The sequence below is a fragment of the Roseibium sp. RKSG952 genome (assembly GCF_009711355.1).
This window is the reverse complement of record NZ_SMMF01000925.1, coordinates 1-22365: the sequence shown is the minus strand read 5'-3', so window position 1 is coordinate 22365 and position 22365 is coordinate 1. Positions and strand designations below refer to the sequence as shown.

At 59.4% G+C, this 22365-nt stretch carries 23 protein-coding genes; 16 read left to right on the top strand and 7 right to left on the bottom strand.

What is annotated here, in order from left to right:
• Positions 1 to 9: 9 nt before the first annotated feature.
• From E1297_RS22860 to E1297_RS22845, 4 genes are all read right to left on the bottom strand, one after another.
• The gene (locus E1297_RS22860; RefSeq protein ID WP_155142609.1) at positions 10 to 984 is read right to left on the bottom strand and encodes an ABC transporter permease; all 975 of its coding nucleotides are present in this window, start codon (positions 982 to 984) and stop codon (positions 10 to 12) included.
• Positions 985 to 1054: 70 nt separating this feature from the next.
• Positions 1055 to 2641, bottom strand: coding sequence for an ABC transporter substrate-binding protein (locus tag E1297_RS22855; protein ID WP_155142608.1), 1587 nt, complete (start codon positions 2639 to 2641; stop codon positions 1055 to 1057).
• Between the two features lie 134 nt (positions 2642 to 2775).
• Positions 2776 to 3927, bottom strand: coding sequence for an acetylornithine deacetylase (gene argE / locus E1297_RS22850; protein ID WP_368669650.1), 1152 nt, complete (start codon positions 3925 to 3927; stop codon positions 2776 to 2778).
• Positions 3928 to 3968: 41 nt separating this feature from the next.
• Positions 3969 to 5717 (bottom strand): adenylate/guanylate cyclase domain-containing protein, encoded by a 1749-nt coding sequence (locus E1297_RS22845; RefSeq protein ID WP_209015941.1) that lies wholly within the window; start codon positions 5715 to 5717, stop codon positions 3969 to 3971.
• 128 nt (positions 5718 to 5845) lie between these two features.
• Here E1297_RS22845 and E1297_RS22840 point away from each other — a divergent pair, with 128 nt between their 5' ends.
• Positions 5846 to 6205 carry an ArsC family reductase gene (locus E1297_RS22840; RefSeq protein ID WP_155142607.1) on the top strand — a complete coding sequence of 120 codons (360 nt, stop codon included), beginning with the start codon at positions 5846 to 5848 and terminating at the stop codon, positions 6203 to 6205.
• A gap of 9 nt (positions 6206 to 6214) precedes the next feature.
• On the opposite strand, the gene E1297_RS22835 is transcribed toward E1297_RS22840, so the two are convergent.
• On the bottom strand, positions 6215 to 6631 hold the full coding sequence (locus E1297_RS22835; protein WP_155142606.1) for a D-Ala-D-Ala carboxypeptidase family metallohydrolase: 417 nt from the start codon (positions 6629 to 6631) through the stop codon (positions 6215 to 6217).
• Between the two features lie 245 nt (positions 6632 to 6876).
• On the opposite strand from E1297_RS22835, the gene E1297_RS22830 reads away from it, so the two are divergent.
• The 3 genes from E1297_RS22830 (at position 6877) to purU (ending at position 9919) form a co-directional block, all read left to right on the top strand.
• On the top strand, positions 6877 to 8193 hold the full coding sequence (locus E1297_RS22830; protein ID WP_155142605.1) for an aspartate aminotransferase family protein: 1317 nt from the start codon (positions 6877 to 6879) through the stop codon (positions 8191 to 8193).
• A 4-nt stretch (positions 8194 to 8197) separates the two neighbouring features.
• The gene (locus E1297_RS22825) at positions 8198 to 8986 is read left to right on the top strand and encodes a 3-keto-5-aminohexanoate cleavage protein (RefSeq protein WP_196223388.1); all 789 of its coding nucleotides are present in this window, start codon (positions 8198 to 8200) and stop codon (positions 8984 to 8986) included.
• Positions 8987 to 9061: 75 nt separating this feature from the next.
• On the top strand, positions 9062 to 9919 hold the full coding sequence (gene purU, locus E1297_RS22820) for a formyltetrahydrofolate deformylase (RefSeq protein WP_368669649.1): 858 nt from the start codon (positions 9062 to 9064) through the stop codon (positions 9917 to 9919).
• A gap of 24 nt (positions 9920 to 9943) precedes the next feature.
• Here purU and E1297_RS22815 read toward each other — a convergent pair whose 3' ends face one another.
• Positions 9944 to 10876 (bottom strand): LysR family transcriptional regulator, encoded by a 933-nt coding sequence (locus E1297_RS22815; protein ID WP_155142602.1) that lies wholly within the window; start codon positions 10874 to 10876, stop codon positions 9944 to 9946.
• Between the two features lie 169 nt (positions 10877 to 11045).
• Here E1297_RS22815 and E1297_RS22810 point away from each other — a divergent pair, with 169 nt between their 5' ends.
• The gene (locus E1297_RS22810) at positions 11046 to 12245 is read left to right on the top strand and encodes an MFS transporter (RefSeq protein WP_155142600.1); all 1200 of its coding nucleotides are present in this window, start codon (positions 11046 to 11048) and stop codon (positions 12243 to 12245) included.
• 148 nt (positions 12246 to 12393) lie between these two features.
• Positions 12394 to 12633: a hypothetical protein gene (locus tag E1297_RS22805; RefSeq protein WP_155142598.1), complete on the top strand. Its 240-nt coding sequence runs from the start codon at positions 12394 to 12396 to the stop codon at positions 12631 to 12633.
• A gap of 11 nt (positions 12634 to 12644) precedes the next feature.
• Here the strand turns inward: E1297_RS22805 and E1297_RS22800 are convergent, their stop codons facing one another.
• Positions 12645 to 13241 carry a LysE family translocator gene (locus E1297_RS22800; protein WP_155142596.1) on the bottom strand — a complete coding sequence of 199 codons (597 nt, stop codon included), beginning with the start codon at positions 13239 to 13241 and terminating at the stop codon, positions 12645 to 12647.
• A gap of 90 nt (positions 13242 to 13331) precedes the next feature.
• On the opposite strand from E1297_RS22800, the gene E1297_RS22795 reads away from it, so the two are divergent.
• The 10 genes from E1297_RS22795 (at position 13332) to E1297_RS22750 (ending at position 22226) form a co-directional block, all read left to right on the top strand.
• The gene (locus E1297_RS22795) at positions 13332 to 14735 is read left to right on the top strand and encodes a PLP-dependent aminotransferase family protein (protein ID WP_209015940.1); all 1404 of its coding nucleotides are present in this window, start codon (positions 13332 to 13334) and stop codon (positions 14733 to 14735) included.
• Between the two features lie 86 nt (positions 14736 to 14821).
• Positions 14822 to 15598: an energy-coupling factor ABC transporter ATP-binding protein gene (locus E1297_RS22790; RefSeq protein ID WP_155142593.1), complete on the top strand. Its 777-nt coding sequence runs from the start codon at positions 14822 to 14824 to the stop codon at positions 15596 to 15598.
• Positions 15595 to 16281 (top strand): energy-coupling factor transporter transmembrane protein EcfT, encoded by a 687-nt coding sequence (locus E1297_RS22785; protein ID WP_155142591.1) that lies wholly within the window; start codon positions 15595 to 15597, stop codon positions 16279 to 16281. Before E1297_RS22790 ends, E1297_RS22785 begins: the two co-directional genes overlap by 4 nt.
• Positions 16278 to 16832, top strand: a complete 555-nt coding sequence (locus E1297_RS22780) for a biotin transporter BioY (protein ID WP_155142589.1) — start codon at positions 16278 to 16280, stop codon at positions 16830 to 16832. The genes E1297_RS22785 and E1297_RS22780 overlap by 4 nt, the downstream gene beginning before the upstream one ends.
• Positions 16832 to 18286, top strand: a complete 1455-nt coding sequence (locus E1297_RS22775; protein WP_155142587.1) for a class I adenylate-forming enzyme family protein — start codon at positions 16832 to 16834, stop codon at positions 18284 to 18286. The genes E1297_RS22780 and E1297_RS22775 overlap by 1 nt, the downstream gene beginning before the upstream one ends.
• Positions 18283 to 19413 carry a thiolase family protein gene (locus E1297_RS22770; RefSeq protein ID WP_155142584.1) on the top strand — a complete coding sequence of 377 codons (1131 nt, stop codon included), beginning with the start codon at positions 18283 to 18285 and terminating at the stop codon, positions 19411 to 19413. Before E1297_RS22775 ends, E1297_RS22770 begins: the two co-directional genes overlap by 4 nt.
• Before the next feature lie 113 nt (positions 19414 to 19526).
• Positions 19527 to 19931 (top strand): dihydroneopterin aldolase, encoded by a 405-nt coding sequence (locus E1297_RS22765; RefSeq protein WP_155142582.1) that lies wholly within the window; start codon positions 19527 to 19529, stop codon positions 19929 to 19931.
• Between the two features lie 67 nt (positions 19932 to 19998).
• On the top strand, positions 19999 to 20523 hold the full coding sequence (gene folK / locus E1297_RS22760; RefSeq protein WP_368669648.1) for a 2-amino-4-hydroxy-6-hydroxymethyldihydropteridine diphosphokinase: 525 nt from the start codon (positions 19999 to 20001) through the stop codon (positions 20521 to 20523).
• A 23-nt stretch (positions 20524 to 20546) separates the two neighbouring features.
• On the top strand, positions 20547 to 21431 hold the full coding sequence (locus E1297_RS22755; RefSeq protein WP_155142578.1) for a dihydropteroate synthase: 885 nt from the start codon (positions 20547 to 20549) through the stop codon (positions 21429 to 21431).
• Positions 21432 to 21473: 42 nt separating this feature from the next.
• Complete coding sequence (locus tag E1297_RS22750) at positions 21474 to 22226, top strand: SDR family oxidoreductase (RefSeq protein ID WP_155142576.1); 753 nt, start codon at positions 21474 to 21476, stop codon at positions 22224 to 22226.
• Positions 22227 to 22365 lie beyond the last annotated feature (139 nt).

Sequence of the window (22365 nt, the reverse complement as noted above, 5' to 3'; positions counted from 1 at the left end):
CGCCTCCCTTCAGGTGCGCCCGGCCCGCAAGCGCGGGTCGATCAGGAAATAGAGGATGTCGACGATGAAATTGATCGCAACGAACAGGAAAGCGGTCAGTAGCAGGTAGGCGGACATGATCGGGATGTCGACATTTTGCACAGCCTGCAGGAACATCAGCCCCATTCCCGGCCACTGGAAAACGGTTTCCGTAATCGTGGCAAACGCGATGATCGAGCCAAGTTGCAGGCCGGTGATGGTAATGACCGGCACGAGTGTGTTCTTCAGCGCATGGCGGAAATGGACGAGCCGGTCGGGCAGGCCGCGTGCCTTTGCAAACTTGATGTAATCGGTGCGGATCACCTCCAGCATTTCGGCACGGATGAGCCGCATGATCAGGGTCATCTGGTAGAGCCCGAGGGTGATCGACGGCAATACAAGGGCTTTGAGCCCGGAGACCGTTAGGAAGCCGGTTGTCCACCAGTCGCCGATCTGGACGGTTTCGCCCCGGCCGAAACTCGGCAGCCATTGAAGGTTCACCGAAAAGACGAAAATCAGCAAGATCCCGATCAGGAAGGTCGGGAGGGATATACCGATCAGGGAGACGGACAGGAAAAACTTCGACAGGGCGGATTCGCGGTTGAGGCCCGCATAGACCCCCATGGGCACGCCGGCCAGAAGTGCAAAAAGAGCCGATGTGAAACTCAGTTCCAGTGTCGCCGGGATGCGTTTTGCAAAGAGATCGGAAACAGGCTGGCGGAACTGGTAGGAGGTTCCGAAATCGAACCGCACGGCGTTCGAAATGAACCGGGCAAACTGCACCGGCATCGGATCGTTCAGTCCGAGGCTTTCGCGCAAGGCCTCGCGCTGTTCCAGCGAGGTCTCAACCCCGACCATCTGGTTGACCGGGTCCCCGACAAAGCGGAACAGGGTGAAGGCCAGAAGCGCAACCACGAACATGACAACCACCGCCTGAGCCAGGCGGCGTATTGCAAAACCAATCATATCGGCTCTTTTTATCGTTGTGATGGGACAGTATGCGCCTCCGGCCAGAAGCCGGAGACGCGTTGCATCATCAGTTCTTGGTCACGAACCGGAACTTGAACTGGTTATCCGCACGCTGGGCAACGTCCAGCTTGTCGGAAATGCCCCAGGCCAATCCCTGCTGATGCAGCGGAATGTGGGACACGTCATCATGGGCGAGCTTGTAGGCCTGATAAATCAGTTCATTGCGGGTCTCGGGATCGTTTTCGCTCAGGATCTTGTCCTTCAAGGCGTCCACTTCCGGATTGCAATAGCCACCCAGGTTGAAGGCGCCGCCCTTGCCGGCTTCATCGCGGCACTGGATCAGGTTTTCCAGAATGTTCCAGCTGTCGAAGGAGCCGGGGGTCCAGCCGAGCAGATAGAACGAGGTGTCAAACCCGCCGGATGCGAGCACCTTGGCAAAATATTTTGCCTTCGGCTGCGCAACCAGATCGACCTTGATGTTGATGCGTGCGAGCATCGCAGCCACGGCCTGGCAAATCGCTTCGTCGTTGACATAGCGGTCGTTCGGGCAGTCCATGCTGACCGTGAAGCCATCCGCGTAGCCCGCTTCTTCCATCAGGGCCTTGGCGGCATCAACGTCATAAGGGTAGCGCTCAACTTCACCCGCGCGCTCATAGAGGAACGGAGAGATCAGGAGCGATGCCGGGGTGGCCAGATCGCGCATGATCTTCTGCTTAATCGCCTCCACATCAATGGCCTGATAAACCGCCTGACGAACGCGCTTGTCCTTGAACGGGTTGGCGCCCTCGACATCGGAATAAAGCAGCTCGTCGCGCATCTGGTCCATTCCAAGGTGAATGGTGCGCAGTTCCGGCCCGGTCAGGGCGGAGGTGCCGCTGTTGCCGTTGACGCGGCGGATGTCCTGAACCGGGATCGGATAGACCATGTCCAGTTCGCCCGACAGCAGGGCAGCCACGCGGGTGGCATCTGAAGCAATTGGCGTGAACTCGACCTTTGTCAGGTTGTGTTCCGGCGTGTCCCACCAGCCGTCGAATGGCTCGTAGACGGTTTTGACGCCCGGTTCGTGGCTGACGATCTTGAAGGGGCCGGTGCCGTTGGCGTGGAGCGCCGCGTAGTTTGGCGTGGTGTCGGAAGCCGAGGTCACCTTTACCGCGTCGTTGGCTTCGGTCCACTCCTTGTCCATAATGAAGAGGTTGTCCCACTCGTAATGCAGGATCGGATTGGGGCCGGGTAAAACAAAATCGACAGTGTAGTCGTCGATAATTTCGACTTTTACATCGGGATTAACGTATGTCCGGAGATCGGAGCCTTCCGAACGAACACGGTCAACCGAGAAGGCCACGTCCTCGGCTGTGAAATCGTTGCCGTTGTGGAACTTGACACCTTCGCGCAAATGGAAGCGCCAGCGGTTCGGCTCGACGACTTCCCAGCTTTCCGCAAGTCCCGGCTCGATTTCCAGGTTTTTGCCGCGGCGGGTCAGGCCTTCATAAGCATTGCCCAGAGCCGAGAGCGTGAACGTCTCGTTCAGGCTGTAAGGATCAAGTGCGTTCAGCGATCCTTGAAAGGCAAATTTGAGTGTTTCTGCCTGTACACTCGATGCAGCCAAACCGGCTGCAAATGCGGCCGTTGCTGCCGCGATCAGTTTATGAGCCATTTACCCCTCACATTTTATATATAGTTCCTGTGGAGCAGGAATCTGGAGGACCTTATAGGTAGTCCTCCTTAGACATTTAGTTTGAAACGATTAACGGTTTATCGCAATAGCTCCGGGCGCTGATCATCGTTTTATTATGCAAGGCGACCGGCCAGCTTCATCAAGAACCGGGAACACTTCTCGATTTCGGTGATTTCGATGTACTCGTTGGCCTGATGCGCCTGAAGAATGGATCCTGGCCCGCATACAACTGTAGATATACTGGCGGCTTGAAATTGGCCACCTTCCGTCGCGAAGACCACGGCGTTTTCGCTGTTGTCACCGGTTATCGAGCGCACGAACTGCTCGGCGGCACCGTTTTGCTCCGGTTTCAAGGCCGGGACGTTGGCCGCCACGTCAATGTTCACCTGGCAGTCGGGCGAAACCGCCCGCATGGCCGGCAAGACTTCGGTTGTGATGAAATTCTTGTATCGGGCATGCCAGTCTTCACAGGTTTCTTCCGGCAGCGTTCGAATATCGGTGACGAATTCACAGTGTTCGGCTGTGATGTTGTGGGCACTGCCGCCCGAGATCATGCCGGAATGCAGCGTGGTGTAAGGCGGATCGAAAAGACAATCCGGTGAGGCCTTTGCCTTGTTTTCGGCTGTCTTGCCATCGAGCCATGAGATCAGCCGGGCTGCGACCGAGATCGCGGAGACACCTTGATCCAACTTGCTGGAATGAACGGGAAAGCCTTTGATCCTCGTTTTCAAGACAGTGACTCCCTTGTGTCCGGTGACGGTCTTCATCAGGCTGGGTTCGCCGACGATCGCCGTCGCGGGTCTGGGGCCGCTTGAGATCATGTCCTCAATCATGCGAGGTGCGCCGAGGCAGCCGACTTCCTCATCATAGGACAAGGCGATGTGGATCGGCTGTTTGAGGTCGCTGGCGAGAAAGTGCGGCACATGCGCCAGCACGGTTGCGGCAAACCCCTTCATGTCGGCGGATCCGCGGCCATAAAGACGGCCATCCTTTTCGGTCAGCCGGAACGGATCGGTGTCCCAGTTCTGGCCCGCGACCGGTACAACGTCGGTATGGGCCGACAGGACCACGCCGCCGTCGACTTTCGGCCCGATAACGGCATGCAAGGCCGCCTTGTCGCCATCGTCATTGTAAACCCGGCGGGTCTCAACGCCATGCTCCGCCAGATAGTCCTCGACAAAGGCGATCAGGTCCAGATTGGATTTGTGTGACACCGTGTCAAAGGCCACCAGCCGTTCTAGCATTTCCCGAGGCGTCAACTTCACCTGCACACCCACCTCCATTGCTCCGCAAAAGACAGGGCAGACTAAGCTGGAATGGCCAAATCTTCAATATCTTCAAAGGAATAGAACTTGAGTGGTTTCGACTTGCCGCGCAATGTGATTTCAAAGGCCGGGAAGTCAGGTCCCCCCATATCGGCGGTTTTGAAGACATCGTCCGATGCGGTCAGAAACGCGCCATGTGCCTTGTTTTCCGTCTCCAGCCGGCTGGCGGTGTTGACCGCATCGCCAAGTGCCGTGATCGCGGACTTATGATTGCCGGATCCCGCCGCGCCGATACGTCCCAGGATCGCTGTTCCGGCATGCAATCCCACCCCCAAACGGAAAGGATCGGGAAACTGGGGCCCGCGGCCGGCATTGATGTCGTCCTGGACCTTCCGGATCCGGATTGCGGCCCTCAGCGCTTGACGTGCACCGGTTTGCGCGCCGGTCTGCATGCCGAAAATCGCCATCACACCATCGCCGATGAACTTGTCGACATATCCGCCCTCGGCGCTGATCACGTCGGAGACGCCGCTCAGGTAGCGGTTCAGCAGGAAGACGACATCGTAGGAGAGGTTCTTTTCTGTAATTCCGGTGAAATTTCGCAGGTCGACGAACATGATCGTCACGGCCTGTTCGACGCCCCAATAATAGGCGTCTCCGCCTCCGGTCCGTTCCACATCCCGGGCTTGCGCGGGGACGAGTGGCTGAACTTCGAGATCGGCCTGCGGGCGGATCTGGCAGGCCAGCCGGATTGTTTCATCAGCCCCGATGCGTTGCAGGACGGCCTGTTCCGCACTGCCCGGCACGGGCAATGCATCCGCGCCGCCCGTGACCTTGATCCGGCAAGTCGAGCAACGGGCGCGTCCGCCGCAAACGGCGGCATGAGGGATACCGCTCATCCGGCTGATTTCGAGAAGCGATGGCCCCGGAACAGTCTGGACCACCTTGTTGCCGGGATATGTGACCTTGATCCGCCGCTGGAGCGCGTCGGAGATCAGACGGAACACCACCACCACAAGGCTGCAAATGATAAGGCCGTAGACAATTGCGCGGATCTGGCCGGAGGTTGTGTAGAGCCAATCCACATGGGCTTGTGTGACGGGTAGTGTATAGGCGTCATTGGCTGCATGACGGCGGGCGCCTTCGATCCAGCCCCACAGGGCGAGCAGGGGAAATCCGACGGCAAAGCTCAGGGCTGGTGCGCGCAGTTTCCGGTAAACCCGGTAAATCCTCAGCCAGAAATGCAGGCCGGTCATTGCGTGGGTCCAGACCACAAGAAGCAGAACGGACTGCATGATGGCCCCCTGCGGCCACAGCTGTGCCAGAAGACGCTGGTAGGTCGGCGCCAGGTCATGGGCATTGTAGAGACCAAGCGTTGCGACCACATGGGGGATCAGTGTCCAGGGAATGTAAAGTCCGAGCGCCAACTGCAGGAATTCCCATGCCGGCATCTTGAAGGTGCGCCGGGTGGAAGCCTTGTAGAGGGCGAGGGACATATGGGTGAACGCCGCCAGACCCAGAAACGCCAATCCCGCGGTGTTGTGCCAAAGCGCGTAGTGGTAGACCGACCCGCGATCCATTGCTTCGATGGAGATGATCCCGAGTGCATGATTGGTGAAATGAGACAGGCAGAATGCGAACAGGGCCAGTCCGCTCCAGAGCCGCAGTTTCTGTTGCCAGTTGCCGATCTCCAGCCGCCTTGTGAGCCGGGTCATGAAACGGAGGGAATTGGGCGCAGCATTAGTCATGAACGGATAATCGGAACCGGTGAGGCGGCCAGTGCCGCGCATTTCGGGTCATGCGTGGCTTGGTTTCCAATGGAAATCAAGCGCAAAACTGAAGTCACAACCTGTTTGACCTTGAAACCCGGCATGCGTCTTGATCTTAGAAAGGCACATTAAGGAGAAGGCAGCGACAGATGATTGTTTACGGAATCAGGAATTGCGACACGGTCAAGAAGGCGCGGAAGTTCCTCGAGGACGCGGGGATTGACTACACCTTCCATGACTACAAGAAGGACGGTGTCGATGCAGACAAGCTGCGCGCCTTCGTCAAGGAGTTTGGCTGGGACACGGTCCTGAACAAGCGTGGCACCACCTGGCGCAAGCTGGACGACGAGATCAAGGACAGTGTCAGCGATGCCGAAAGCGCGATGGCGGTCATGCTGGACAACCCTTCGGTCATCAAGCGCCCGATTGTCGAAGCGGCCGCCAAGAACTTTATCGGCTTTGATCCGGTGTCCTGGGAAACGGCGCTGGAAATGGACGAGTTGAAATAACGTCCCTGTCTACCAGGTCCGGCGCGGGCCGGTGTCGATGTGGAAGTGGCCGGAGGAATAGTATTTGTAACCTCCAACCTCCGGCTGCGCCTTCAGGAAGGCAAGGACCGAAGACGGACTGGCGTTGACCGAGAAATCGACCGCACGGCAGTTCAGGTGATAGGAATTCCGGGAACCGCCCTTCCACCAGTTCTCAAGCCACCAGCGTTTCGTGGAGTGGACTTGGACCTTGCCATAGCGCTTTGCGACCCGGTTCAGCACCTTCTTGAGCTTGCGCGGCACGCACCAGGACGTGTCATCATATTCGATGGAATTATGCGATCCCGTCATCCAGCCAAGACCGGTGACGCCCGCATAGGTTCCGCATCCGGCAAGCCCCAGACACAGGCCGATCACCAGAGCTACTCGTACCGCGCGCGTAAACATCAATCCGTCTCAATCGGTTAGTCCTTTGCGCCGAAAATCGTCAAAATTGATTAAAAAACTCATGAGAAACAGGGTTAACGCTTGTGTGCGATGCCCCAACGGCGGTGGATAGTGCGATTTCGTCGTCTTTATGAGGCGCAAACGGCGCGAAAGGACACTGGAAACGGCTGAAACATCGGTGTAGGCCTTTTTTGCTGAGCGTCTCAGCTGTCAGAACAAAACCAGACCCGAGGGTCATCAGGGCCATGTCTCACGTTTTTCCGCGCCACACCAAAGCCAATCCTCCCGTCGCTGTTGCCGGTGATGGATGCTATATTATTGATTCAAATGGAAAAAAGTATTTCGATGGGTCCGGCGGGGCCGCCGTGTCCTGTCTTGGACATGGTGATCCCGAGGTCACGGAAGCGATCCAGGCGCAAATCGGCAGGATTGCCTTTGCGCATACCGGCTTCTTCACATCAGAACCGGCAGAACAGCTTGCCGGCCTCCTGATCGAACATGCGCCCGAGGGTCTTGACCGGGTCTATTTCGTCTCCGGCGGGTCTGAGGCGATGGAGGCCGCGCTGAAACTGGCGCGCCAGTATTTTCTCGAAAAGGGCGAGACCTCGCGCCACAGGGTGATTGCCCGGCGCCAGAGTTATCACGGCAACACGCTGGGGGCACTGGCGACCGGTGGCAACCTGTGGCGCCGCGAACCCTTTGCGCCGATGATGATCGAAACCTCGCATGTTGCGCCTTGTTATGAATATCGGGACCGGCTGGAGAGCGAAACGGCCTTCGAGTATGGCCAGCGTGTTGCCAACGAACTGGAGACGGAAATCCGGCGCCTTGGGCCGGAGAATGTCATGGCCTTCGTTGCGGAGCCGGTGGTGGGGGCGACCGCCGGGGCCGTGCCGCCGGTGGAGGGCTATTTCAAGCGGATCCGCGAGATCTGTGACCATTACGGCATCCTGCTCATTCTTGATGAAGTGATGTGCGGCATGGGCCGGACCGGGACCCTGTTTGCCTGTGAACAGGATGGGGTCACCGCAGATATCCTGTGCATTGCCAAGGGGCTCGGGGCCGGTTACCAGCCGATTGGCGCGATGTTGTGCTCCGCCGACATCTATGAAGCGATCGAGAGCGGGTCCGGCTTTTTCCAGCATGGCCACACCTATATCGGTCACCCGACGGCTTGCGCGGCCGCACTCGCTGTCCTGACCAAGCTCACTGGCGAAGTCGGTCAACGGGTCGCGCCGATGGGCGAAAAGCTCGATGATGCCTTGCGAGATCGCTTTGGCCAGCATCCTCATGTCGGGGACATTCGGGGCCGTGGGCTGTTCCGCGGTCTTGAAATCGTCGAGGACCGAGCCTCCAAAGCTCCCTTCGATCCGAAGAAAGGGATCAACAAGGCCCTGAAAAAGGCTGCGTTCGAGGCCGGTCTGGCCTGCTATCCCATGGGCGGTACCATTGATGGTGTCAGGGGCGATCATGTTCTTCTTGCGCCCCCCTTTATCATGACCGAGGCCCAGATCGGCGAAGTGACCGATAAACTCGCCGCAGCCTTCAAGACGGTGTTTTGATCCGATGGCGCGCGATCCTTCCTTGCCGCCCCTGCCGAAAATCATGGTTGCCCCGAACGGGGCCCGCAGGACCAAGGCTGATCATCCGGCCCTGCCTTTGACCGTTTCAGAGACGGTCGATGCAGCTCTTGCCTGCTTCGAGGCGGGCGCGGACGGTCTGCATGCCCATGTCCGTGACAAGACCGGTGCCCATGTGCTTGATCCGGTGCTCTATCTGGATCTCTTGTCGGAAATGAATGCTGCAGTGCCGCAAATGCAGGTCCAGATCACCACCGAAGCTGTTGGAAAATACAGTCCGCGGGACCAGCGCCAGCTGGTGCGCGACGTGGTGCCCCAATCCGTTTCAATCTCGGTTGCGGAGATGCTGTCGGACGGGGATCTGGTGCGTGCATCGGCCTTCTACGGCTGGGCGCGGGAGACGGGGATTGCAGTGCAGCACATTCTTTACAGCAGCGATGACCTGACGCGCCTGTCGGAGCTGATTGCTTCCAAGGCCGTTCCGGGAACCGACCATCAGATCCTGTTTGTTCTGGGGCGCTACAAGGATAATCAGGAAAGTGCGCCTTCCGACCTTGAGCCGTTCCTGGAGGAACTGGAGAAGACCCGGGACAGTTGGGCGGCCGATTGGGCGGTGTGTGCGTTCGGCCGGCGGGAAACCGACTGTCTGGTAGAGGCTGTCAAGCGAGGCGGCAAGGCACGGATTGGCTTCGAGAACGGCCTCTGGAACCGCGACGGCTCGCTTGCGCGCGACAATGCGGACCGTGTGCGGGATCTGGTCAGTGCCCTGAACTAACGCCAACTCATTGAAAATCTGAAGACTTGAACATCCCGGGCCAGCCGGTGCCGGGCGCATTTTGGAGACTTGCTTGTGTCTAACCGCCACTATGTCCTGACGCTGTCCTGTGAGGACCGCCCCGGTATCGTTGCCGCCGTCACCACGGAGCTGGCCGATCTGGGGGCCAATATCGCCGAAAGTGATCAGTTCTGGGATCAGGTGTCGAACCGCTTTTTCATGCGCATTGCGATCCTGACCCCGGAAAATGTCACGCGGGAGATGGTTCACAAGGCGATCGAGCCTGCGATCAACCGGTTTGACCTGAAGACGTCGCTGACCGACAGCGCGCAGCGCCCGAAAATCATCATCATGGTGTCGAAGTTCGATCACGCCATGCTGCATCTTCTGTATCAGATCCGCGTCGGCTGGCTGGACGCGGATGTGGCCGCCATTGTGTCCAACCACCCGGACAGCCGCCGGACCGCCGAAATCGAGGGCATTCCCTATCACCACTGGCCGGTGAACAAGGAAAACAAGGCCGAACAGGAGGAAAAACTGCTCGGGCTCGTGAAGGAAACGGGCGCGGATCTGGTTGTTCTGGCGCGCTACATGCAAGTCTTGTCCGACACCCTGTCCAAGCGTTTGTTCGGCAAGGTGATCAACATTCACCACTCGTTCCTGCCGAGCTTCAAGGGCGCGAAGCCCTACCACCAGGCGCACCAGCGCGGGGTCAAGATGATCGGCGCGACCGCGCATTACGTCACACCGGATCTGGACGAAGGCCCGATCATTGAGCAAGACGCCGAGCGCGTCAGCCATTCCCTGTCTGCCGACGATTTCGTGGCGCGCGGCCGCGACATCGAATCCCGCGTGCTGGCGAGGGCCGTGAAATTTCATCTCGAAAGCCGCGTGATGATCGTCGGCAACAAGACGATCGTGTTCACGCAGTAAAGCGTCATGCGCCGGCCTGACTTGTCAGGCCGGTTGCAAATCTTCGGCGTGTTGTTCCGCCAGGGCTCCGTCTTTTTTCAGCTCGCCGAGCATCCAGTCTCGGAAGCGGCGAACCTTCCTTGCGTGTTTGTGGACCGGCCGGTAGCTCAAGTACCAGGATTCCTCTTCAATCTTGCCAACGATATCGAAAGGCTGGATCAAAAGGCCGGTTTCAAGCGCCTGCCTGGAAAAATAGGGTGTCAGAATGCCGACGCCCTGCCCGGCAATGGCACGGTTGGCTTCAAGTGCCTGCGAGCCCATCCGCGAATCGGGACGTCCGCTAAGATCGACATCAGGCAGACCCGCCTTGGCGAACCAGAGTTTCCACCAATGATCACCCGGATCGATCAGTGGGAGTTTCAGAAGGTCTTCGGGTGTTTGAATGCCGCCAATTGAGTCTGCCAATTGCGGACTGAGGAGCGGTGTGAAGCTGGCCGATACCAAACGGTATCTGCACCAGTCCTTGGGCGGCGCATAGCAGGCCGAAATCGCAATGTCCGAATTGATGAATTCCGGCCGTTCCAGCGTGCCATAGGGAATGATGCGCACCGCCAGATCCGGGTTCTCCATTTGAAAATGGGTCAGACGGGAGGCGAGCCAGTTCAGCGCGAAGGTCGTGTTGCTGGTGACGACGAGCTGGCAGTCATTGTTCTTGCGCACATCATCGAAGGTGTCCCTGAGGGTTTCAAAGGCGTCGATTACCTTCTGGGACAATTGCTTTCCGTTTTCTGTCAGTTCGATCTGCCGCGCCTTGCGGGTGAAAACCGGGAACCCGAGTTTTTCCTCAAGGGCGCGGATTTGATAACTGACCGCCGCCTGCGTCATCCCGAGCTCCTCACCGGCCTTGGTGAAGTTCAAATGGCGGGAAACTGCCTCGAAAGCCCGGATTGCGGTCAAGGGGGGGAGTGGCTGGCGCATGTCTCTCTTATCGTATTATAAGCAGGGCTTATCGATTTTAGCGTTCTTTTTGTTGGTGTTCCAGAACCGTCTCGTGGAGTTTGGCCCGGGTCAAGCGAAAGCCCGGCGGTACCTCGCGTAATCTGCGGGGCCACTTGCCGGTTTTCGCAACTCCAGCATGCGATCACACATGAACCCTTCTGTCATCCTGTTTTTCTCTTCAATGTTCGGGTCCCGGCTCGGAGACCAGCTACTCCTGTTTGTTGTTCCACTCGTGGTGTTCCAGACCACGGGCAGCGTGTCCCTGTCGGGGCTGGCCTTTGCGGCTGAAACCCTGCCGCGGGTCCTGTTTTTTCCCGTATGCGGCGTGTTGTCGGACCGGTTTTCGCCGATTGTCCTGAGCCGGATCAGTCAGGCCGGGCGGGCGGCCATTTGCCTGGCGGGGCTTGGTGGCGCTTACCTGTTCGGGCATGTCGGCTGGATTGTTGCGATTTCCGCCATTTGTGGCCTGCTGACGACCCAGGGCTTCATGGCGCGGGAAGTGATGCTGCCGCAGATCTTTGAAAACGTGGCCTTTTCCAAGGTCCAGTCCTTTGCCCAGACCGTGGATCAGGCGTGTATCGTGCTCGGACCGTTTCTGGCGGCGGCCCTGTTTGGCTGGTTCGGCTGGGAAATCGTGGTGGCGGTCAGCGGCACCCTGTTTTTTCTGGCCGATATCTTCCTGATCCTGTGGAGCCGGAAAGATGGTCACAAGATCAAGCCGGTGCGCCCGTCACAGGGGCATTGGAGCCTGCCTTACCGGCGCGCGATGACGCATATCCTGCATTTGCCGGGGTTGAAGCGGATCATCGCGCTGACCTCGCTGGTCAATCTCGTGTTCGGCGTGACACTGGCGACCTCCGCAAGCGTCGTGACAGGCTACTTGCAAAAATCCGATGGCCTTTATGCCCTGCTGCAATCGGCTGGCGCTGTTGTGACGTTTACGGTCCTTGTTCTGACCGGGGTGAGCCGCCTCGGAGTGAACCGGATCGGACTGATATCCTTTAGTGCCCTAGTCCTTGGGGGACTGATAACGGGATTGGCGGAGCAATATTGGGTCTATCTGGCCGGGTATTGCCTGGTTCTGGGCTTTGACAGCATGTTCAACGTCTATATTCGAACAGCGCGTCAAAAGATCATTCCGCCGGAGGATTACGGCAAGACGACGGGGCTGGCGATCCTGTTTAACAATATCACCTTGCCCCTGTCCGGTTTCCTGGTCGGACTGGTGCCTTCGGTCGATGATACGGGCTGGCTGGTTCTGGGCCTGACGGCGTTTACCGCATTGGCCGGGCTTCTGCTTGCCCTTTGGCCAAGCCGTGTGCGCGTTGAGGTTGCGCAAAGGGTCTGAGCCGCCGGAAATCATGGCTTTCAGGAGATCCGGCCCTCGCGCTGATCTTGATTGTGATAAATCCACCTTATGGATGGTGCGCTTCTTTTAGTTGGAACCTGTTCTCCATTTTCCCCAGATTGGGAGCAACCGAAAATGGAGAACACCAATGGCACACATAGATAATTGCGCCCCATCCACCCCCTTGCAGCATTCGCATGGTGTCAATTTGCTTGGCCGTATCGCTGCATTGTTCGGCTTTGGAACCAAGACCGGACGGCGCAAGGTTCAGGACATGAGACGGTTGCCGCCGCACCTTGCGAAGGATATCGGGTTCGAGACCGGCTATGAATGCAGCCGGTCCCTGAATGACAAGTTGACTTGCGAATTGGACACTCGGTCCAGATGATCCGCACTTGGTTACAGAAGCATCGCCCACAGCGTTGCTGCCAGCATGCCGATGGCCATGACGACGGTGACCGTGCGCAGGACAGCACCCTCTCCCAAGACCGCAAGGATCGAGGCTCCGACAAGGGCCCATAGCGAATGGAACACGAGGCCGCCGAGTGTGAAGCCAGTGGCTAAAACGAGGGCATTCTCGTGAATGCTCAAGCTGTTGCCGGCCAAAAAGGTGGAAAAAGCGACCAAACACATGGCCCATGTCTTCGGGCTTAGGGGATGAATTAACAGTCCTTCCCAGAAACTCGGCAGGGCAACACTTCCTTTCGGACTGATGCTGAGCGAAATAATGCGCCAGGCGAGGTAGGTCATGTATCCCATGCTCAGCACCTTGAAAACGGTAACAATCAGTCCGCCTTCCGCCATGAAGTGGCCGAGCCCATAGGCCACAAGGAGCTTGAGCGGAATGGAGCCGATCTGAGAAGCGATGATGACCGGAAAGGCGGTCCGGTATCCGGACGCGGCGCCAATCGCCATGAAGGTCAGATTTCCCGGTCCCGGTGTTCCGGTCATGATGATGACAAAGACAGCAAAGGCTGCAAGCGTTGAGAGATCCATGATGCACACAATCGATACAATTAAGGTGTTTTCTAGATTGTTTGCATTTTTTATTGGGTCAATGTATTTATTGTCACCATGACAATATGGGTGCCAAATCTCGAGGCATCAGGCGGGCCGATCTACCTTGCCATTGCCGATGCCATTGAAACCGATATCCAGTCCGGTGTGCTGAAGCGTGGCGAACGCTTGCCGCCGCAGCGCGAACTTGCCTACCAGCTGGGGGTCACGCTCGGAACGGTGACGCGTGCCTACAGGGAAGCGGAGCGGCGGCGGCTTTTGCGCGGCGAAACCGGCCGCGGAACCTATGTCGCGCCGGAAAGCCAGCCGATTTCTCCCCTGATCCCGCGTGACGAAGAAGAGGACGGCGAGATCGATCTTGCGCGCAATTTTGCCTATCCTCACCTCAACCCGGATCTGGGCAGCGGGCTCGTCCGGCTGGCCCGGACCTCCGGCATTGACCGCTTGAACGGCTTCGTACCGTCCGAAGGTCTGCGCACCCACCGGGAGACCGGAGCCTATCTGTTCGGCCGGTTCGGGCTGGAGGCCAATCCGGACCAGATCGCGATCACCTGTGGCGCGCAGCACGGGATACAGGTGCTGTTGCAATCCCTGTTCCGGCCCGGTGACGCGATTGCGGTAGATGCATTCACCTATCCGTCGATCCTGACATCCGCCCCGCATCTGGGGTTACGGCTGGTGCCGGTTCCGGCAAGCCGGTCGGAAACGGGCGCGTTTCTGGCGATGGATCCGGACGCGCTGGCACGGGCGGCGGTTCAGGACAATGTCAGGGGCGTGTTCCTCATGCCGAACATGCAAAACCCGACGACGCACACGATGACTTTGGATGAACGGGCCGCTCTGGTGGAAACGGTCCGCAAATACGGGCTCGCAATCATTGAGGACGATCCCTATTCGCCGTTCATTACCGATTTGCCTCCCGGCTTCGGCGCGCTCGCGCCCGAATGCACCGGGTCGATCGCCAGCATTTCCAAACTGATCTCGCCGGGCAGCCGGATCGGTTTTGTGCATGTTCCGGCCAAGAACGGAACTGCAGTGCGCAACCGGATCGGGGAAAGCACATGGATGGCCTCGCCGATCACGGCGGAGCTGATTTCGGGCTGGATCCGCGACGGGTCGCTCATGAAGACAATCGAGAAAAAACGCTGGTCCAATCGCAGCCGGTTTGCCTATGTGGTCGAACGCCTCGGCGAGGACCGGCTTCAAACCGCCGAAAACAAGGTGTTCGGATGGCTGGCGCTGCCGGATAGCCTTGACGCGGATGTTCTGGAGGCAAGCCTGCGCCAGCAAGGCGTCGGCGTGCTGGCCGCCCGGCATTTTCAGGTCAATGCGCTCCGGTCCGCAGGGTTCATGCGCCTGACATTCGGGTCTGTTGCCGATGATCAGAAATTCCGTTTCGGCATCGACCGGGTGGCTGCCATGCTGGACACTCACGCTTGCCTGGTGCCCGGAGATTATGGACCCGTTGGGTAAGCTCTACCTATTGAGGCTTTGACAAGTGTGGTGCGGCCGTGAATAAGCGGGCCATTCGATCAACCGCCGACCCCGAACGAAATGGCATGACACTCTGGCACTCCTTCCGCCGCAAGAACACAGCAGCCCCGATCGATCCGGAGCACGAGACCTATGCCCGCTTCGACAAGGTCAGCCTGTCGCTTGGCGGCAAGGACGTGCTGAAGGACATCAGCCTGTCCCTGTCCGAAAAGCGTATCGGCGTTGTGGGGCTGAACGGGTCCGGCAAGAGTTCCTTCGTGCGGCTGATCAACGGTTTGCGCCGGGCGGACAGTGGCGATGTCAGCATATTCGGCGCGCCTTTGGACGAGGTCGCGGCGGAACTGCCCCGGCATATCGGGTTTGTGTTTCAAAACCCGGATCATCAGGCGATCTTTCCGACGGTTGCCGAGGAAATCGCTTTCGGGCTGCGTCAGCTCGGCGAGGACAAGCTGCCGGCACAGGATAAGGCCCGGGCGTTCCTGGCAAGTCATGGCTGTGCCGCTCTTGCCGAAAGGCCGTTTGCGGAGCTGTCGGAAGGGCAAAAGCAGCTGATCTGCATTCTGGCGGTGCTGGTGATGAACCCGAAGGTTCTGATTCTGGACGAACCGATGGCAAGTCTCGACGGACTGGCGAGCCGGAAGATCCTGCAACGAATCAACGCGCTTGATCAGAAAATCCTGATGATCAGCCATGACTTGTCGTTTCTGGAAGGCTTCGACCGGATCCTCTGGATCGAGGATGGCGATATCCGGATGGACAGTGCGCCCGGCGATGTTCTCCCGGCCTTTGTGGTCGATGTCGAACGCCGCGCGGGGCAGGAGATGACCGGAGAAGCCCTTTGATTTCGGTCTACCTTCAGCGCGAGACCTGGGCACACCGGCTGCCTGCCCGTCTGAAACTGGTTACGCTTGCTGTGGTGAGTGTTTTTCTGTTTCCGCAGGAAAGCCCGCTCCTGCTCGGTGGCAGTGTGGCCGCAACACTGGGGCTTTACGGCTCCCTGGGGCGCGACGGCCTGAGGCAGATCCTGCTTTTGAAACCGTTGTTGTTCTTCTTTGCCATAATCCTGGGACTGCATGGCCTTTCGGGAACCTGGGAAGCCGGTTTTGTTGTTCTCATGCGGCTGGCGGCCATGGTGCTTCTGGCGAATTTCGTGTCGGTGACGACGCGCATGGACGACATGATGGATGCGGTGCAACCCTTGTTCCGGCCGCTTTCCTGGTTCGGCGGATCCCCCAGAACACCCGCATTGGCGGTGGCCCTCGTCCTGAGATTTGCGCCGGTCCTGATGTCGGTATATGCAAGCCTTGCGGACAGTTTTCGCGCACGCGGCGGACGGCGCGGACATTGGCGGTTGATTGCGCCCTTTGCCCTCCAGTCCCTGCGCATGTCGGAAAACGTTGCCGAGGCGCTGACGGCCCGTGGAGGGGCCCGGGGGATGGCTCCAATCGAAAAACAGATCGAAAGAAAGCGATGGGCGCGCCTGCAAGCGCCAGCAAATAATAAAGGGATGGTAATTCGGAAATGACAGATCGTTCTATCGTACAAATCGCCTTCTACGCGGCCTTGATTGCAGCGCTTGGCTTGTTGCCGCCGGTTGCCATTCCCTTTCTTGGCGGGGTGCCGATTACCGCACAAACACTTGGCGTGATGCTCGCGGGTGTGATGCTCGGGCCGGTCCGTGGTGGTTTGGCTGTCTTGTTGCTATTGTTCCTTGTTGCGCTTGGTGCTCCGCTGCTTGCAGGCGGCCGGGGCGGTCTTGGCGTGTTCGCCGGCGCATCGGTCGGTTTCCTAATCGGCTGGCCGATCGGGGCCTTTGTGACCGGGCTGATCATGCAGCGCACGAAATCGCTTGCCGTTTTGCCTTCAGCGGCGATTTCCTCTGTCGTCGGCGGCATTGGCGTGGTCTATCTGTTCGGAATTCCGGGCCTCGTCCTCATGGCCGACCTGTCCTTCAGCAAGGCCTTGATCGGCAGCGCGGTCTACATCCCCGGTGACCTGATCAAGGTGGCGATTGCTGCGGTGGTGGCGCAAACGGTCGCACGCGGATTGCCCGGCGCTTTGGTTTCGCGCGCCTGATGCAGCCCTTGGGGCCAGATCTCCGGTCATTTGTTGGTGCCGGGCTTGATCATCATGCCCGGCTCCGGCCTGATGAGACCGCGCTGGTCCTGGGCTCCAGATCCTGGAGCCGAAGGTCATTGTTCCTCGAAGTTTCGGCTTTTTCGGACCATCTTGGTGAAAATCATGTGCCCGGCGCCCTGATCGGAGTGGCTCTGGCTGATCCAGCCGACGCATTGATCGCCTTTTTTGCCTGTGCCCGCGCCCGATGTGTGGCTGTCCTGATCAATCCGGACTGGCCGCAAGCGCAATACCGCGCGGTTCTTGAAAACATCGATCTGGCGCTTGTCATTGATGCACCGGTTTGGCGGATGCCCGGGTTCAAGTCCGCATCAGGCGTTGCCCTTTCCGGAACACCTGCCCCGAACGATCTGTTTTATGCCGGGTTCACCTCAGGCTCGACCGGGGTGCCAAAGGGCTATATCCGCGATCACAAGTCCTGGACAGCCAGTTTTGCCCTGTCGGACGCGGTCTTCGGCATTGGCCCCGGCGACACCGTCTTCATCGCCGGATCGCTGCACCACTCGCTTCATCTTTATGGCGCTGTTCAGGCTCTGGAAGCCGGGGCTGCCCTTGCTCTTCATGACGCTTTCCGGCCCCGGCAACTGGCCGAAGACATGACGCGTGCCGCTGCGGCGGTGTATTACGCAACACCCACCCAGCTTCATTATCTCGCCAAAACCCTTGAGCGGATGTCCGATCCACGCCCTCCGCGTTTGATCATGGCAAGCGGGGCGAAATGGGACGATGCCGACCGGGCTGCACTTCAGGAGCTGATTCCTGATACCCGGTTCGCCGAATTCTACGGCGCATCGGAAACAAGCTTTGTTGCAATCGCGACCTTTGACGGTGCTGTTCCCGAAGGGTCGGTCGGCAAGCCCGCGCCCGGAGTTGCTGTTTCCATCCGCGATGCGGACGGGCACCCGGTTCCGGCCGGTACCCCGGGACGGATCCTTGTCAAAAGCGACCTGCTGTTTTCCGGATATATCTGCGGTGCGGGTGCAGCCGAATGGCGGGACGGCTGGCTTTCGGTTGGCGACCGGGGCGTTCTTGATCCGGACGGCTTCCTGTTTGTCGAGGGCCGTGAAAACCGGATGATGCTGTCAGCAGGGCTCAATATCTACCCGGAAGAAATCGAACGCTGTCTTGCGCGCCATCCCGCCGTCGAGCATGTCGCGGTGTTCGGTGTTGCCGACCCTGTGCGTGGGGCCCGTCCCGTGGCGGCCTTGCTCTTGCGCGCGCCGGTCGACATTCCGGACTTGCAGGTGTTTTGCGCGGAGCGGATCGGACGGGCAAAGGTTCCCTCTCATTTCGTTGTCCGGGAGGAGTGGCCGCTGACACCGGGCGGAAAAACCGACCTCAAGCGGATCGAACACGAGCTGATCGCGACGCTCTCGTCCAGAGGGGCCGCATGAGCGGGATTTCCGGAGTGCGGATGATTGCTGCGGGCCGGACGCCGGTTGTGCCACGCGGCGGTGCCTTCAAATCCCTTCAGGCTGACGAGCTTGCCGCTCCGGTTTTCAAGCAGCTATTGCAGGATGCCGGGATTGTGGCGGCAAGCCTTGATCATGTCATCATGGGCAATGCGCTTTACGGCGGTGGAAATCCTGCGCGCATGGCCGCTTTGCGGGCCGGTGTGCCGGACCACGTTCCGGCGATGACGATTGACACCCAATGCTGTTCGGGGCTGGATGCAATCCTTTGGGGCGCGCGTCTTGTTGGGTCCGGCGCGGCCGGGGCCGTGATTGCGGGGGGGCTTGAAAGCTTCAGCCGGTCGCCGATCCGCATGACCCGGCCAGTTTCCCGGCAGGAGCGTCCGAAAGAATACCTGCGCCCCCCTTTTGCCCCCTGCCCTGACCGCGATCCGGATCTGGCGGAGGCTGCAGCCGATCTTGCCCGGACAAGGGGCTATGCACGCGGGCAACAGGCGGATTTTGCTGTCGCCAGTCATCGCAAGGCCATGGAGTTTGCAGAAAAGCCGGGCCGCGAGCGGAGACTGATCACGCCAGAGGGGGCCGGGATCACAATCGACCCCTTTTCCCGCAATCTGTCAGGCCGTTCCGCACACCGCGCGCCGGTGCTTTCCGGGGACGGGGAAACCGGCTTGTCAGCGGCGACCATTGCCGTGGAAGCCGATGCTGCCGCGGCTGTTCTTCTGGTGCGCTCGGATCATGAAGGCCTCGAGATCACGGGTGGTGTGTCCGCGGGTGTCGATCCCGCACGGCCGGCCGAAGGCGGAACGGCTGCCGCCGCAAGGCTTTTTGAGAGAGGTTTTGTTGATCGGGCGCGCTTGTCCCACGCGGAGGTGATGGAAGCCTTCGCCCCGCAGGCGATGGCCACGATTGAAGACCTTGCGTTTGCACCGGGGGTGGTCAACCCGTTTGGGGGGGCATTGGCACGCGGACATCCCATCGGTGCATCCGGCGCGATTCTAGCCGTCAATCTGTTCGAGAGCCATCGTCTAGGTGCAAAAGGCGATGGCCTTGCGGTGATCGCAGCCGCCGGTGGTCTGGGGGCCGGTCTTGGTTTGCGGTTTTCGTAGGTGTTTTGGGGCAGACATGGCGTCCTCTCCGGCGGCTGCCCTTGACCCCGCCGCGCACTGGTCTAATTCTCGCCAAACCGCATTCCGGACGTTTTTCATCCAAGGATTATCCAATGACTTCTGGCGAAACGCCGCCACGCCCTGCCCATGTCTTTCCGGTACCGGATGTCATTCTGATTGAGCAGCTGATTGTCGAAACCCATATCGGGGTGCTGGACAGTGAGCACGGGCGGACACAGCGCGTCTGTTTCGACGTCGAGATCCACACCGCGTCGGGCTATGCGCAAACCGTGAAAGAGACCGGTGCGTATGTGTCCTATGCCGATACGGTCGGGTTTATTGAAGGCAAGGCCGCGTCCGGTGAGCATGTCGAGCTTGTGGAGGAATGGGCCGAGGAAGTTGCCGCCTTCGTCTTGCAAAACCCGTTGGCGGAGAAGGTGGCGGTTCGGGTGACCAAACCGGATATTTTCGACAAGGCTGCCGGGGTCGGTATACGCATCACCCGGCAACGGGCCTGAATGCTGCACTCTGCGCATTGACGGTCCGCCGCTCTCCAAACCTGATTTTTCAAGAAAGACCGCGCCTGTGACCCCTGCCCTGATCGCCCTCGGTTCCAATCTCGGAGACCGCATGGACAACCTGCTTTCAGGTCTTGCCGGTCTGAACGCCTTGCCGGACACCCGCGTAACCGCCGTGTCACCGGTGTACGAGACCGCGCCTGTCGGGGGGCCGGACAATCAGGGGCCTTACCTGAATGCGGCGGCAGCCCTTGAAACGGCTCTGGGCGCAAGGGTACTGCTTGCAGCGCTGCAGCAGATCGAGAAGTCGCAGCACCGGGAACGCGTGATCCGCTGGGGCCCCAGAACGCTTGATCTCGATATTCTGACATTTGGCGATAAGGTCAGCGATGATCCGGACCTCGTCCTGCCGCACCCCCGCATGCATGAACGCCGGTTCGTCATGGTCCCGGCCGCCGATATTGCCCCGGCCTATGTACACCCACGGCTGTCCCGGCCCTTGAGCGATCTGGCAGCGGTTCTGCCCGCGAACCCCGGAGACCTCACTCTTCTGGACAGGGACTGGGCAACTGGTGTGATCTTGTCCGGATGATTTGAGACAAAAAGGATATTTTGATGATTACTGCCGATCGCCTATTGCCGCTATGGGAGCGTTACCGGGATGCACTCGAAACGCCCATCCGGTCGTTTTCCTTTCCGGAATTCAACAAGCATTTCGAGGACCGCACCTACCAGATGGGGGTGTTGAACCTCTCTCCCGACAGCACCTATCGCGAAACGGTGTGCCATACGTTTGAAGCCGCGCTCTATCGCGGACGGCGCATGACGCTTGAAGGGGCCGCGATGGTCGATATCGGTGCAGAATCCACCGGCGAGACTGCGGATATCGTTTCGGTCAACCGGCAGATTGATCGCATGCGCCCGGTGGTTTCGGCATTGGCGGAGGAAAAGATCCTCGTATCGGTCGAGACCTACCACCCGGAGGTGGCAGTGGCCCTGCTGGAAGCGGGCGCCGGCGTTGTCAATCTGACCGGCCGGGTCGATGATCCCGCCTTCTATGAAGCGGTGGCCCGCCATGAGGCCGGTGTGGTTCTTTGCTATACGCCCGGCGAGAATGCCCGCTCGGGGGATTATCTGCCGCCTGCAGAAGATATTTTCGACCATCAGCTGGTGTTCTTCAAGGACCGCATTGCCATCGCGGAAGCCGCTGGCGTGACCCGTTTGTGGGTCGATCCGGGCTTCGGGTTTGCGCTGAATTTGCCGGACGGACCCGACCGGATCCGCTACCAGACCGACAGCATCCTGCAGTCCTTCCGTTTGCGTGCGCTTGGCTGGCCCGTTACCGTGCAATTGACAGGCGCGGTCTATCTGTTCCGCGATGAAGTCCGGGTTGCCCAGACCAGTGCCGCCACGCTTGCGGTGTTGTCGAAGGCCAATCTGGTGCGCAGTCACGAGGTGCCGCGCGTGCAGCCGGTGCTCAATCTTCAGGACTTTGCCTGAAGCCGCAGCAGTAGCGAGCTTGATGGGAGCTGGGGGGGCGTGATGGAAAACCCGAAAATTGCCTTGGTCACCGGTGCGGGCAAACGCCTTGGCCGCGCGATTGCCGAAGGTCTGGCCAGGGACGGCTATGTCATGGCCTTGCATTACAATGCGTCCTCAGCCGGTGCCAAAAGCCTTGCAGATGCCATCCGTGCGGAGGGCGGCCGGGCAGACTGCATTCGACAGGACCTGTCTGAGCCCGGGACCGCCGGTGACTTGATTTCAAGGGCGTCTGCCGCGCTCGGCGGGCCCGTCTCGGTTCTGGTCAACTCGGCCAGCGCCTTCGATACGGATAACCTTGAAACCCTGTCGGAACGCAGCTGGCACTTTTTGATGAATGTGAATGCGGCAGCTCCCGCCTTCCTGATGCAGGCCTTTGCCCGCCAAACCCCCTATCCGGCGGAGGGGAGCATCATCAACATGCTCGATACCCAGATGACTTCGGCCTCGCCGGACCGGTTCAGCTATTTCTGCAGCAAGTATGCGCTCGACGGTGCCATGCGGCTCGCGGCCTATGAATTGGGTTCACGGGGCACGACCGTCAACGCGATTGCCCCCGGCCTGATCCTGCCCAGTGATCAATCCCAGGAAGACTTTGACAGACGTCAGGCGCTGACACCGCGCGGGCCGGGGCTCGGGCCTGCAGATGTGGTCGGTGCGGTGCGCTATTTTTTGGAGGCACGCCATGTCACCGGCCACACTCTGGTGGTTGATGGCGGGCAGCGTTTGATGGGCTTCGGAAACGCGATTTCATGAAATCGGCAGATTTCCGCCATTTCCCGCCTTACCAAACCCTTACTATTCAACCTTATCCACCGGCCCTGGGCGTTTGTCACACTTTTGTCGAATAAAATTCAAAAAGGCCGTTGACCGGTTGGGGTGAGGGGCCTATAAG

What these genes read in the sequence shown, in the direction of transcription:
- E1297_RS22755 (WP_155142578.1), top strand. Translation starts at nt 20,547, where the DNA reads ATGATTACTGCCGATCGCCTATTGCCGCTATGGGAGCGTTACCGGGAT.
- E1297_RS22775 (WP_155142587.1), top strand. Translation starts at nt 16,832, where the DNA reads ATGCAGCCCTTGGGGCCAGATCTCCGGTCATTTGTTGGTGCCGGGCTT.
- E1297_RS22815 (WP_155142602.1), bottom strand. Translation starts at nt 10,876, where the DNA reads ATGCGCCAGCCACTCCCCCCCTTGACCGCAATCCGGGCTTTCGAGGCA.
- E1297_RS22810 (WP_155142600.1), top strand. Translation starts at nt 11,046, where the DNA reads ATGAACCCTTCTGTCATCCTGTTTTTCTCTTCAATGTTCGGGTCCCGG.
- E1297_RS22800 (WP_155142596.1), bottom strand. Translation starts at nt 13,241, where the DNA reads ATGGATCTCTCAACGCTTGCAGCCTTTGCTGTCTTTGTCATCATCATG.
- E1297_RS22855 (WP_155142608.1), bottom strand. Translation starts at nt 2,641, where the DNA reads ATGGCTCATAAACTGATCGCGGCAGCAACGGCCGCATTTGCAGCCGGT.
- E1297_RS22805 (WP_155142598.1), top strand. Translation starts at nt 12,394, where the DNA reads ATGGCACACATAGATAATTGCGCCCCATCCACCCCCTTGCAGCATTCG.
- E1297_RS22830 (WP_155142605.1), top strand. Translation starts at nt 6,877, where the DNA reads ATGTCTCACGTTTTTCCGCGCCACACCAAAGCCAATCCTCCCGTCGCT.
- E1297_RS22780 (WP_155142589.1), top strand. Translation starts at nt 16,278, where the DNA reads ATGACAGATCGTTCTATCGTACAAATCGCCTTCTACGCGGCCTTGATT.
- E1297_RS22825 (WP_196223388.1), top strand. Translation starts at nt 8,198, where the DNA reads ATGGCGCGCGATCCTTCCTTGCCGCCCCTGCCGAAAATCATGGTTGCC.
- E1297_RS22770 (WP_155142584.1), top strand. Translation starts at nt 18,283, where the DNA reads ATGAGCGGGATTTCCGGAGTGCGGATGATTGCTGCGGGCCGGACGCCG.
- E1297_RS22790 (WP_155142593.1), top strand. Translation starts at nt 14,822, where the DNA reads ATGACACTCTGGCACTCCTTCCGCCGCAAGAACACAGCAGCCCCGATC.
- E1297_RS22835 (WP_155142606.1), bottom strand. Translation starts at nt 6,631, where the DNA reads ATGTTTACGCGCGCGGTACGAGTAGCTCTGGTGATCGGCCTGTGTCTG.
- E1297_RS22860 (WP_155142609.1), bottom strand. Translation starts at nt 984, where the DNA reads ATGATTGGTTTTGCAATACGCCGCCTGGCTCAGGCGGTGGTTGTCATG.
- E1297_RS22845 (WP_209015941.1), bottom strand. Translation starts at nt 5,717, where the DNA reads ATGCGCGGCACTGGCCGCCTCACCGGTTCCGATTATCCGTTCATGACT.
- E1297_RS22840 (WP_155142607.1), top strand. Translation starts at nt 5,846, where the DNA reads ATGATTGTTTACGGAATCAGGAATTGCGACACGGTCAAGAAGGCGCGG.
- E1297_RS22750 (WP_155142576.1), top strand. Translation starts at nt 21,474, where the DNA reads ATGGAAAACCCGAAAATTGCCTTGGTCACCGGTGCGGGCAAACGCCTT.
- E1297_RS22765 (WP_155142582.1), top strand. Translation starts at nt 19,527, where the DNA reads ATGACTTCTGGCGAAACGCCGCCACGCCCTGCCCATGTCTTTCCGGTA.